Origin of the sequence: Pseudomonas sp. BIGb0176 (assembly GCF_024810175.1) — a bacterium.
Taxonomy (GTDB): domain Bacteria; phylum Pseudomonadota; class Gammaproteobacteria; order Pseudomonadales; family Pseudomonadaceae; genus Aquipseudomonas; species Aquipseudomonas protegens.
Genome location: NZ_JANUEC010000007.1, coordinates 180,989 through 192,969, shown reverse-complemented (window position 1 = coordinate 192,969; position 11,981 = coordinate 180,989). Strand labels below are relative to the sequence as shown.

At 61.1% G+C, this 11,981-nt stretch carries 9 protein-coding genes and 2 tRNA genes; 7 read left to right on the top strand and 4 right to left on the bottom strand.

Annotated elements, in window-relative coordinates:
• Positions 1-90: 90 nt before the first annotated feature.
• The 7 genes from hfq to M2395_RS30995 all read left to right on the top strand — a co-directional run bounded on the left by hfq (position 91) and on the right by M2395_RS30995 (position 8,710).
• On the top strand, positions 91-351 hold the full coding sequence (gene hfq, locus M2395_RS31025; RefSeq protein WP_007921378.1) for an RNA chaperone Hfq: 261 nt from the start codon (positions 91-93) through the stop codon (positions 349-351).
• Positions 352-363: 12 nt separating this feature from the next.
• Entirely contained in the window at positions 364-1,665 is a 1,302-nt protein-coding gene (hflX, locus tag M2395_RS31020) for a ribosome rescue GTPase HflX (protein WP_011058939.1), read from the top strand.
• Positions 1,666-1,761: 96 nt separating this feature from the next.
• Positions 1,762-2,940 carry an FtsH protease activity modulator HflK gene (hflK, locus tag M2395_RS31015; RefSeq protein ID WP_011058940.1) on the top strand — a complete coding sequence of 393 codons (1,179 nt, stop codon included), beginning with the start codon at positions 1,762-1,764 and terminating at the stop codon, positions 2,938-2,940.
• A complete protein-coding gene (gene hflC, locus M2395_RS31010) occupies positions 2,940-3,809 on the top strand; it encodes a protease modulator HflC (protein WP_011058941.1) in 870 nt (289 codons plus the stop codon). Before hflK ends, hflC begins: the two co-directional genes overlap by 1 nt.
• 292 nt (positions 3,810-4,101) lie before the next feature.
• Entirely contained in the window at positions 4,102-5,289 is a 1,188-nt protein-coding gene (locus M2395_RS31005) for an ATP phosphoribosyltransferase regulatory subunit (protein WP_011058942.1), read from the top strand.
• 54 nt (positions 5,290-5,343) lie between these two features.
• Entirely contained in the window at positions 5,344-6,636 is a 1,293-nt protein-coding gene (locus tag M2395_RS31000) for an adenylosuccinate synthase (RefSeq protein WP_011058943.1), read from the top strand.
• A 139-nt stretch (positions 6,637-6,775) separates the two neighbouring features.
• Entirely contained in the window at positions 6,776-8,710 is a 1,935-nt protein-coding gene (locus M2395_RS30995) for a methyl-accepting chemotaxis protein (RefSeq protein WP_011058944.1), read from the top strand.
• A 57-nt stretch (positions 8,711-8,767) separates the two neighbouring features.
• Here the strand turns inward: M2395_RS30995 and M2395_RS30990 are convergent, their stop codons facing one another.
• From M2395_RS30990 to M2395_RS30975, 4 genes are all read right to left on the bottom strand, one after another.
• The gene (locus tag M2395_RS30990) at positions 8,768-10,333 is read right to left on the bottom strand and encodes an iron ABC transporter permease (RefSeq protein WP_123431200.1); all 1,566 of its coding nucleotides are present in this window, start codon (positions 10,331-10,333) and stop codon (positions 8,768-8,770) included.
• Positions 10,333-11,358 (bottom strand): extracellular solute-binding protein, encoded by a 1,026-nt coding sequence (locus tag M2395_RS30985; RefSeq protein ID WP_011058946.1) that lies wholly within the window; start codon positions 11,356-11,358, stop codon positions 10,333-10,335. The genes M2395_RS30990 and M2395_RS30985 overlap by 1 nt, the downstream gene beginning before the upstream one ends.
• Positions 11,359-11,543: 185 nt before the next feature.
• Positions 11,544-11,630 (bottom strand) — tRNA-Leu (locus M2395_RS30980).
• A gap of 165 nt (positions 11,631-11,795) precedes the next feature.
• Positions 11,796-11,882: transfer RNA gene (locus M2395_RS30975), tRNA-Leu, on the bottom strand.
• Between the last annotated feature and the right edge of the window lie 99 nt (positions 11,883-11,981).

The window sequence follows — 11,981 nt, the reverse complement described above, 5'->3', positions numbered from 1 at the left end:
CCTTGCAATTGCCGTCTATCCTTGGGGGTGTGACGGCTTTGGCCATCTGTTTTCTGATTTTTATTATTGATCCTTAAAGGAGTGCGGCACATGTCAAAAGGGCATTCGCTACAAGACCCTTACTTGAATACATTGCGTAAAGAGAAGGTTGGGGTTTCCATCTATCTGGTCAACGGGATCAAGCTGCAAGGTACGATCGAGTCTTTCGACCAGTTCGTCATCCTGCTGAAGAACACCGTCAGCCAAATGGTTTACAAGCACGCTATCTCGACAGTGGTTCCAGTTCGCCCGATTCGCCTGCCTAGCGCTTCCGAATCCGAACAGGGTGACGCTGAGCCAGGTAACGCCTGATAGGAGTCTCCTTTGTTCTTTGAGCGCCACGGTGGTGGTGAACGGGCCATTCTCGTTCACTTGGATGGTCAGGACCCTGAGGCGCGCGAAGATCCGCAGGAGTTTCAGGAGCTGGCATTATCGGCCGGCGCCGAGACCGTCGCGTTTGTTAGCGTGCCGCGTCATCGGCCAACCGCCAAATACCTGGTTGGCAGCGGCAAGGTCGAGGAGTTACGCGACCTGGTCAAAGCCGAACAGGTAGACCTGGTGATTTTCAATCACATCCTCACACCTAGTCAGGAACGTAACCTCGAACGTGTATTCGAGTGTCGCGTGATCGACCGCACGGGTCTGATTCTCGATATCTTCGCTCAGCGCGCGCGCACCCATGAAGGCAAGCTCCAGGTTGAACTGGCCCAGCTTGAGCACATGAGCACCCGTCTGGTTCGTGGCTGGACTCACCTTGAACGGCAGAAAGGCGGTATCGGTCTGCGCGGGCCCGGTGAAACCCAGCTGGAAACCGACCGGCGCCTGTTGCGAGTGCGTCTGCGGCAGATCAAGGCGCGCCTGGAGAAGGTTCGCAGCCAGCGTGAGCAGGCCCGTCGTGGCCGCAAGCGTGCGGATATCCCTTCAGTGTCCCTGGTGGGCTACACCAACGCCGGCAAGTCCACGCTGTTCAATGCGGTCACTGCGTCCGATGTTTTCGCTGCCGACCAATTGTTCGCCACCCTCGACCCCACCCTGCGCCGGCTTGAGCTGGATGACCTGGGGCCGATTGTGCTGGCCGATACCGTGGGGTTCATCCGCCACCTGCCGCACAAGTTGGTCGAGGCGTTTCGGGCTACCCTCGAAGAATCGAGCAACTCCGATTTGCTGCTGCATGTGATCGATGCCCATGAGCCCGAGCGCATGGCGCAGATCGAGCAGGTGATGGTGGTGCTGGGGGAGATCGGGGCTCAAGACTTGCCGATCCTTGAGGTCTATAACAAACTCGATTTGCTCGAGGGTGTGGAGCCGCAGATCCAGCGCGACCCCGACGGCAAGCCGCAGCGGGTCTGGCTGTCGGCCCGTGATGGCCAGGGGCTGGACCTGCTCAAGCAGGCCATCGCCGAGCTGCTGGGTGAAGATTTGTTTGTAGGCACCTTGCGCTTGCCTCAGCGTTTTGCTCGACTGCGAGCACAGTTTTTCCAGTTGAACGCTGTGCAGAAAGAAGATCACGACGACGAAGGTGTCAGCTTGCTTGCTGTTCGCCTGCCACGGGCCGAGTTGAACCGGCTGGTCAGTCGCGAAGGCATGCAGCCGTCGGAATTCATCGAGCAACACACTTTGCAATAAAAGCCTGGGCAAGCGGTTGTGCCGCTGTAGCAGGCATTCTGTAGCATTGGTCGGCGCGCCGTGGGTGCGTCTTTGCTTTATCAGATGGAGAGCGCTATGGCTTGGAATGAGCCGGGTGGCAACTCGAATAATCAGGACCCTTGGGGTGGTAAGCGCCGCAATAATGGCGATCGCAAGGGGCCACCAGATCTCGACGAGGCCTTCCGTAAGCTGCAGGAAAGCCTGAATGGGTTGTTCGGTGGTGGTAAGAAACGTGGTGATGACGGCGGTAGTTCCGGCAAGGGCGGTGGTTTCGGCCTGCTGGGTATCGGTCTTGTCGTGCTGGCTGCCGTGTGGCTGTACAGCGCGGTGTATGTAGTAGACGAGCAGGAGCAGGCCGTAGTGCTGCGCTTCGGCAAATACTACGAAACCGTCGGCCCGGGTCTGAACATCTACTTCCCGCCGATCGATCGCAAGTACATGGAAAACGTCACGCGCGAGCGTGCCTACACCAAGCAGGGCCAGATGCTCACCGAGGACGAGAACATCGTCGAAGTGCCGCTGACCGTGCAGTACAAGATCAGCAACCTGCAGGATTTCGTGCTGAACGTCGATCAGCCGGAAATCAGCCTGCAGCATGCGACCGACAGCGCCCTGCGCCACGTGGTGGGTTCCACCGCCATGGACCAGGTGCTGACCGAAGGTCGTGAATTGATGGCCAGTGAGATCAAGGAGCGTCTGCAACGCTTCCTGGACAACTATCGCACCGGTATCACCGTGACCCAGGTGAACGTACAGAGCGCAGCGGCACCGCGTGAAGTACAGGAAGCCTTCGATGACGTGATCCGTGCCCGTGAAGATGAACAGCGTTCGCGCAACCAGGCTGAAACCTATGCCAACGGCGTTGTGCCGGAAGCCCGTGGTCAGGCCCAGCGCATCCTCGAGGATGCCAACGGTTACCGTGACGAAGTGGTATCCCGGGCCAAGGGTGAGGCAGATCGCTTTACCAAACTGGTTGCCGAGTACCGCAAGGCTCCTGAGGTCACCCGTCAGCGCCTGTACCTGGACACCATGCAGGAAGTCTTCAGCAACACCAGCAAGGTGTTGGTGACTGGCAGCAAGGGCGGGCAGAACAATCTGCTCTATCTGCCGCTGGACAAGATGATCGACAGTGGTCGTAGCGGCAGTGCTCCGGTAACGGGCGCAGCGTCGGCGGCCAGCAATGAAGCGAATGCGCGCGCGGCGGCTGACCATATGCAGCAACAGCAGCAGACGCGTTCTAGGGAGACTCGCTGATGAGCAATAAATCGCTGATCGCCCTGATCGTGGGCGTTGTCGTGGCGGTGGTTGCCTGGAACAGCTTCTACATCGTCGCTCAGACCGAGCGTGCGGTGTTGCTGCAGTTCGGTCGTGTGGTTCAGGCGGATGTCCAGCCTGGCCTGCATGTGAAAGTGCCCTACGTGAACCAGGTGCGTAAGTTCGACGCACGCCTGATGACCCTGGATGCACCGACGCAGCGCTTCCTGACCCTGGAAAAGAAAGCCGTGATGGTGGATGCCTACGCCAAGTGGCGGGTGAAGGATGCCGAGCGTTTCTACACCGCGACTTCCGGCCTCAAGCAGATTGCCGACGAGCGTCTTTCCCGTCGCCTGGAGTCGGGCCTGCGTGACCAGTTCGGTAAGCGCACCCTGCACGAAGTGGTTTCCGGTGAGCGTGACGCGCTGATGGCGGATATCACGGCGTCGCTGAACAAGATGGCGGAAAAGGAGCTGGGTATCGAAGTGGTCGATGTCCGGGTCAAGGCCATCGACCTGCCCAAGGAAGTGAACCGCAGCGTGTTCGAGCGCATGAGCACCGAGCGTGAGCGTGAGGCTCGCGAGCACCGGGCCAAGGGTAACGAACTGGCGGAAGGCATCCGTGCCGATGCCGATCGTCAGCGTCGCGTGCTGTTGGCTGAAGCCTATCGGGAGTCTGAAGAGGCTCGCGGTGACGGTGATGCCCAGGCAGCGGCGATCTATGCCAAGGCCTACGGCCAGGACCAGGAGTTCTACGCGTTCTACCGTAGCCTGCGTGCCTACCGTGAAAGCTTCGCGAACAAATCCGACGTCATGGTTCTGGACCCAAGCAGCGACTTCTTCCACTACCTGGAAAAGTCCAAGCCTTGATCAGGCCCTGACCCTGGAGCACCCCGCCGGGCGGCTAAAACGCCTCGCGGGGTGATCCTTTGGGAAAACGGGTGTATGATGCGGCAGCCGGGAAATTCCCGGCTTTTTTGCGTCTGCATCTTTGATTGGCCGTGGCTCGTTCAAGAGTCCGGCAAGATTTTTCGAGGAAAATGGTCTGTACAGCTGATTCCTGGCTGCCTGTCCGGCTGAGCTCGCGTCGGATGCGACTGTTTTCTGCTTCACTCTAAGGCTGGCCCCAGGCTTGCCGCCCGGACCATAGGGGAATGGCGTAATGGCAACGGTAGACCGCTGGCTGCTGCCAGATGGCATCGAAGAAGTATTGCCGCCGGAAGCGGCGCGCATCGAAGTGGCGCGTCGTCAGGTGTTGGATCTGTTTCAGAGTTGGGGTTACGAGTTCGTCGTCACTCCCCATATCGAATACCTGGAATCCCTGTTGACAGGTGCAGGCCAGGATCTGGATCTGCGTACCTTCAAGGTCATCGACCCGCAGTCGGGCCGGCAGATGGGGTTTCGGGCCGACATCACGCCGCAGGTGGCGCGTATTGATGCCCACACCCTGCGCCGCGAAGGGCCGAGCCGCCTGTGCTACGCCGGCAGTGTGCTGCATGCGCAGCCGCGTGCCTTGTCGTCCTCGCGCAGCCCGATCCAGCTGGGGGCCGAGTTGTATGGCGATGCCAGCCCGAGCAGCGACGTTGAAGTCATCAGCCTGATGCTGGCCATGCTGCAACTGGCCGACGTGCCCGATGTGCACATGGATCTGGGACATGTTGGCATCTACCGTGGCCTGGCACAGGCCGCCGGCTTGTCCGGTGCTGTTGAACAGCAACTGTTCGATGCCCTGCAACGCAAGGCGATCGACGAGGTCATCAGCCTGACGGAAGGCCTGCCGGCCGACCTGGCGGACATGCTGCGCTCCCTGGTGGACCTGTGCGGCAGCCGCGAAGTGCTGGGCGATGCCCGCCGTCGCCTGGCCGGTGCGCCGACGTCTGTGCTGCTGGCGCTGGATGAATTGCTGACCATTGCCGAGCGCCTGTCCGTGCGGTTCCCGGACTTGCCGCTGTATTTCGACCTTGGCGAGTTGCGCGGCTATCACTACCACACCGGTGTGGTGTTCGCGGTATTTGTTCCAGGCGTGGGCCAATCCATCGCCCAGGGCGGGCGCTACGATGACATCGGCGCGGATTTCGGGCGTGCCCGTCCCGCGACTGGTTTCTCCACCGATTTGAAAACCCTGGTGACCCTGGGGCGTGCTGAAGTCGAGCTACCGTCTGGCGGTATCTGGATGCCAGACAACACTGACGCGGCACTCTGGCAGACCGTCTGCCGCTTGCGCAGTGAGGGTCAGCGTGTGGTTCAGGCCTTGCCTGGGCAGCCTTTGGCCGCCGCCCGTGAAGCGGACTGCGACCGGCAATTGATTCAGCAGAATGGGCTTTGGCAAGTATTGCCGCTGGCTTCTTGAGTTTTCCTGCCGGCGGCTGCCGGCACCAAGTTTGCGCGAATGAGGACAAGTGTTATGGGTAAGAATGTCGTAGTCCTGGGCACCCAATGGGGTGATGAGGGCAAAGGCAAGATCGTTGATCTGCTGACCGAACATGCCGCCGCCGTAGTGCGCTACCAGGGTGGCCACAACGCTGGCCACACCCTGGTGATCGACGGTGAGAAGACCGTCCTGCACCTGATTCCGTCCGGTGTGCTGCGCGAAGGCGTGCAGTGCCTGATCGGTAACGGTGTGGTGGTAGCTCCGGATGCCTTGATGCGTGAAATCGTCAAGCTGGAAGAGAAGGGTGTGCCGGTGCGCGAGCGCCTGCGTATCAGCCCGTCCTGCCCGCTGATCCTGTCCTATCACGTGGCCCTGGACCAGGCCCGCGAGAAAGCCCGTGGCGAGCAGAAGATCGGTACCACCGGCCGCGGCATCGGCCCGGCTTACGAAGACAAGGTTGCACGTCGTGGCCTGCGCATCGGCGATCTGTTCCACCGCGAGCGTTTCGCCGCCAAGCTGGGCGAGCTGCTGGACTACCACAACTTCGTTCTGGTGAATTACTACAAAGAGCCGGCCATCGACTTCCAGAAGACCCTGGACGAGTGCATGGAATACGCCGAACTGCTCAAGCCGATGATGCTCGACGTGACTGCCGAGCTGCACCAGCTGCGCCGCGCCGGCAAGGACATCATGTTCGAAGGCGCTCAGGGTTCGTTGCTGGACATCGACCACGGCACCTACCCGTATGTCACCAGCTCCAACACCACTGCTGGTGGTATCGCCACCGGTTCGGGCGTGGGTCCGATGTACCTGGACTACATCCTGGGCATCACCAAGGCCTATACCACTCGCGTAGGCTCGGGCCCGTTCCCGACCGAGCTGTTCGACGACATCGGCGCTTTCCTGGCCAAGCGTGGTCATGAGTTCGGCGCCACCACCGGCCGCGCTCGTCGCTGCGGCTGGTTCGATGCCGTGATCCTGCGTCGCGCCATCGACGTCAACAGCATCTCGGGCCTGTGCCTGACCAAGCTGGACGTTCTGGACGGCCTGGAAACCATCAATATCTGTGTCGGCTACAAGAACCAGGATGGTGCAGTCATCGACGCGCCAACCGACGCCGACAGCTACATCGGCCTGGAGCCGGTGTACGAGCAGATGCCGGGCTGGAGCGAGTCGACCCTGGGTGCCAAGACCCTGGAAGAGCTGCCTGCCGCCGCCCAGGCCTACATCAAGCGCATCGAAGAGTTGGTCGGCGCGCCGATCGACATTATTTCGACAGGCCCGGACCGCAACGAGACCATCGTTCTGCGTCATCCGTTCGCTTGATAAGTCGTTGATGTAAAAAACAAAGGGCCCTTAATCGGGCCCTTTGTCGTTTCTGCCTGCCACGCGGCACGACCCTTGCTGTGAAATCCACTTCTAGAGTGCCATCAGAATAATGGCGTCAAAAGTAGAGGGATTTCCTGTGTCGGCCGTTCTCTCACTGTTACAAAGCCGTTTACTACGGCCTGTGTTCGTTACTCTCGGTATCGCCCTTTTGGTGCAAGTGCTGGTAGCGGTTGCCCTGACTCGGAGCACAGTGACTGCCCTCGAGGCGGATCTGGCTTCGCGCCTGGGCGGCGACAGCCAGAAATTGGCTGGCGAGCTCGAGCAGGCGGGCAAAGAAGTCACCTCCAGTCTGGAGAGTCTTTCCAGCAGTACCCGCCAACGCCTCACGGCCGGCCTGTCTTCGCGTCTCAAGGAAGAACAGGTACAGCTGCGTGCAGCGCTGGAGAAGGACCTGAAGGACTCTGCCAATGACATGGCTCAGTTGCTGGCCTCCGTGGCGCCTCGCGCCATGTGGGACAGTGATGTGCCGACCTTGTCCGAGTTCGCCCGACGGGCTCAGCGCAACCCCAATGTGTTGTTCGTGGTTTATGACGATGCGGCGGGAGAGCACCTGACCCGCTACCTGAATCGTGAAAACCCGATCAACAAGGCGCTGCTGGAAAAGGGCAAGGGCGACCGGGCGCTGGACAAAGTCCTGGATGCAGCGAAGAACGATCCTTCGGTGTACTACCTTGAAGCCTCGATCAATCCCAATGGCGTGGAAATCGGCAAGGTGCTGATGGGAGTCTCCACCGCGTCGGTGGAGGCCGATATCGCCGCCCTGGATCAGCGTTTCAGTGCCTTGATTGCCAGCAGCGATCAGTTGGTTGGCGACAGCCTCAAGGGAGCTTCTGCCGACAGCTCGGCGGCCATGCGCTCGCGCTTGCAGTCGGCCCAGGGTACGGCGGCACAGATGCAGGCCAATACCGCGAGCACGGTGCAGGAGGCGGCGGCCACCTTGCGCTGGCAGATCGGCGTCGGCCTGGCGCTGGTTGGCCTGGCCCTGCTGCTGTTGCTGGCAGTGGTGCTGGGGCGTCGCGTGGTGAGCAAGCTGCATTTGCTGATCGCTGCGCTCAATGACCTGGCAGCGGGCGAAGGTGACCTGACCAAGCGTGTGCCGCTCAACAGCAATGATGAGATTGGCGACATGGCCTCGGCGGTGAATCGCTTTGTGGATAAGTTGCAGCCCATCGTGCGGGAAGCGGGGGATGTGGCCCAGCGCACAGGCGTCGAGATCGGCGCCATGAGCCAGCGTAATGCCGGGGCTGATGCCGCAGCCGAAGCGCAGCGTGATGAGGTGGCAGAGAGCCTGCGGGCGTTGTCGCAGATGGCCGATGAAGCCCAGGCGGAAAGCCAGGCGATGCAGGCCGCACTGCAGCAGGTGGTGGAGATTCGTCAGGCGACGGACGAGACTACCCGCACCTCCGAGCAGGTCGGCAGCCTGATCGAGGCGCTGGCGGGGCAAGTGGATACTGGGGCCAAGGTGATCGAGCGCCTGGCCCAGCAGAGCGAGCAGATCGAGGTGGTGCTGACGGTGATCCATGGCATTGCCGAGCAAACCAACCTGCTGGCATTGAACGCTGCGATCGAGGCCGCGCGCGCCGGCGAGACCGGGCGCGGATTTGCCGTGGTGGCGGATGAGGTGCGGGCCCTGGCCAGCAAGACGCAAAGCTCCACTGGCGATATCCAGGCCCATATCGGTGCCCTGCAGCAGGGCGCGCGGGAGGCCGTAGCGGCTATCGGTCAGGCCGGGCGTCAGGCCAGCGAGGGCTTGCTGGTGCTGCGCGACAGTGCTCGCCTGCAACAATCGGTGCAGTCTTCGGTAGAGCAGGTGCACGCCGCGATTGGCCTGGCCACCCAGGCTGCGGCCCATCAGGCGCAGGGCGCGCAGGCGGTGCGTGGGCGGGTGGAAACCATCCATGCCCAGGCCGAGCGGGCGGCTCAGGCCGTGGTAGAAACCACCGCCAGCGGCAAGGTACTGGACAGCCTGGCGGCGCAGCTCAAGGCCAGCCTCGGTCAGTTCCGCGCCTGATGCCTGGCCGGCAAGCTGGCTCCTGCCACCTTACTGCAGGAGCCGGCTTGCCACCTCTCAGCGACTCAAATACATCCGCGTTGTCAGCAGATAGACCGGTAGCCCTGACACCAGTATCAACAGCGCCGCATAAGGTGCCGCCGCTGCAAACTCCACATTCGCCGTATGCGCCCACACTTCTGTGGCCAGGGTGTTGAGCCCGGTTGGGCTGAGCAGCAGGGTCGCTGTCAGTTCCTTCATCGCATCCAGAAAGACCAGGGCGAAAGCCGCGCCCAGCGCCGGGAAGATGATCGGCAGGGTCACTCGGCAAAAGGCGCTGAACGACGATGCGCCGAGGGTTCTTGCTGCTTCTTCCAGCTGTGGCGCGGCCTTGTTCAGCGCGGTGCGGATCGGCGCCTGGGCCAGGGGCAGGAACAGCAGGGCATAGGCAATCAGCAGCAGCGCCGAGGTCTGGTACAGCACCGGCACATAGTGCAGCGCGAAATACACCAGGGTCAGGGCGATCACCAGCCCTGGCAGGGCATGCAGCAGATAGGGCAGGCGCTCTGCCCAGATGGCCAGGCGCCCCTTGTAGCGCACCACCAGCAGGCCCACCGGCACTGCCAGCACCAGGCACAGGCCGGCGCCGCCCAGGGACAGGGCCAGTGAAGACAGCAATGCTTCGCTGATTGCCGCGACGGGGAAGGCTGCCGATGAACCGACGGCCAGCCAATAGGCAAGCATGCCCAGGGGGACACCGCTGCCGATCAGCGCCAGCATCAGGCAGTAAAGTTGTCCGCTGATGCTCCAGCCCCCCAGGCGTACCTGTTCGGCGTGCCTGGCTGCGCCCTGGCCAGTGCGTACATGGCGGCCCTTGCCACGGACGCGCAGTTCCAGCCCCAGCAGCAGCAGGCACAGCGCCAGCAACACGGCCGACAGCATGGCGGCGTTGGCATTGCTGAACTCCAGCTCGAATTGCTGGTAGATGGCGGTGGTGAAGGTCTGCAGGCCGATGATCGACAGGGCGCCGAACTCCACCAGCATATGCAGGGCAATCAGCAGCGAGCCGGCCAGCAATGAAGGCCAGAGCAAGGGCAGGGTTATCTTGAAGAACACGCCCCAGCGATTTTGCCCCAGGGTCCGCGCCGATTCCTCCAGGGAGGGGTCGAGATTACGCAGGGTGGCCGCCACCGGCAGGAACACCAGCGGGTATTTGGACAGGGTCATCACCAGGATCGCGCCGCCCAGTTCTTCGAACCCGGCGCTCAGGGATACCCAAGTGAAGCTGCTGACAAAGGCCGGTACGGCGAAGGGCAAGCACAGCACCACGCCCCAGATCCGCCTTCCCGGCAAATCGCTGCGTTCCAGCAGCCAGGCCAGGGACAGGCCGAGCACGGCGCAGGCAAGGGTCACGCCGAGCATCAGCAGCAGGGTATTGCTCAGCAGGCGCAACACATAGGGGCGCCACAGCAGGTGCAGGGCTTCAGCCCAGCCGGCCTGCCAGGCCTTGAGGCCGACATATAACAGTGGCAACAGGCTCAGGCAGACCAGTAGCAGGACTGGCAGCAGTAGCCAGATCGAAGGCCGCTTGCGCCTCGGCACGAAGGTGGTGCGCAAGGCGGAAGCGGATGGCGATGGATTCATCAGTTCAGGCCGACGTCACGTTCCAGGTCCAGGGCTTCCTCGGCATTGCCGAGATCGGCTGGGGTCACCTTCGGGGCTTCCAGTTCATTGAAGGGCTTGAGTCCACGATCGGACTGCATGCCTTTATGCAGCGGGTACTCGGCCGTGGTCTGGGTAATCACCCGCTGGCCTTCTTCGCTGGCCATGTAGGCCAGAAGCTGCTGGGCCTCTTTCGGATGCTTGCTGGACTTGAGTACGGCTGCGCTGGACACGGTGATCAGGCCGCCGACGTCGCCGCCCATGAAGTAGTGCAGTTTCGAGTCGAGCTGGCCTTTTTCCCGTTGCAGGGCAAACCAGTAGTAGTTGTTCACCAGGACCGTGGCCACTTCGCCGTTTTCCACGGCTTTGAGGGCCACCATGTTGTTGCTGTAGACCTTGCCGAAAGCCCGCAGGCCGGTCAGCCATTCTTCGGCAGCATCCCTGCCGTGCATCTTGATGATGGCCACGGCCTGTTCCTGGAAGGCGCCACTGGTGGGCACGAAGCCAACCTTGCCTTGCCACTGCGGCTGGGAAAATTCCATCACCGACTTGGGCAGGTCTTTTTCGTCGATCAGTTTCGGGTTGAAGGCGACGACTCGTACGCGCGCGGTGACACCGATCCAGGTGCCGTTGCCCGCAACATATTCCTTGGGCAGTACGGCCAGGGTCGTGGTGTCGGTCTGGGCCAGCAGGCCCTGCTCGCCGAGTTTGTTCAGGGGAGGGGATTCTTCGGTGTAGATCACATCAGCGGGGGAGCGGTCGCCTTCTTCGACAACCTGGCTGGCCAGTTGATTGCTGCTGCCCTTGCGGACATTCACATGGATGCCGGTCTTGGCTTCGAAAGCCTTGGCTACCGCGTCGCCGACTTCCTTGTGCTGACCGTTGTACAGGGTCAGGGAAACCGGATCGGCTGCCTGGGTGAAGGGGGATGCCAGGGTCAGCCCCAGCAAAGTGATGGTCAAGCCACGCAGAAGGGATGTTGGAAGGAGGGTATTTCTGAACATCATTCGCAGGTTTCCTCACTGTAGTGCCGCAAAAACTTGTAACAATCATAAACGATATCGTTTCTCATGTGCGCTTTGCGGATGCGGAGGAAGGCGATGGCGCGGGGAAATATCAGGGGGCAGAAACGCAAAAACCCGCTTTCGCGGGTTTTTGTGAGACTTGAAAGCGATGCTCTCAAGTTTTGAATTGGTGCCCAGAAGAAGACTCGAACTTCCACGACCTTGCGGTCACCAGCACCTGAAGCTGGCGTGTCTACCAATTTCACCATCTGGGCAGTATCGACGTCGTCGCCGTGTCGATGGAGCGCACTATACGGACAGCGTTTTGATCTGTAAACCCCTGTTTTGGTTTTATTAAATCAAACACTTAGAATGCAAAAACCCGCTTTCGCGGGTTTTTGTTCGAGCCTTGAAACTGATCTAATCTCAAGCTCTTGAATTGGTGCCCAGAAGAAGACTCGAACTTCCACGGCCTTGCGGCCACCAGCACCTGAAGCTGGCGTGTCTACCAATTTCACCATCTGGGCAGTATCGCTGACGTCTCCGTCGTCGATGGCGCGCACTATACGGAGGCTCTTTTGAGCTGTAAACCCCAGATTTCAAAAAAGTTTGAAAAAAGTCTCCGG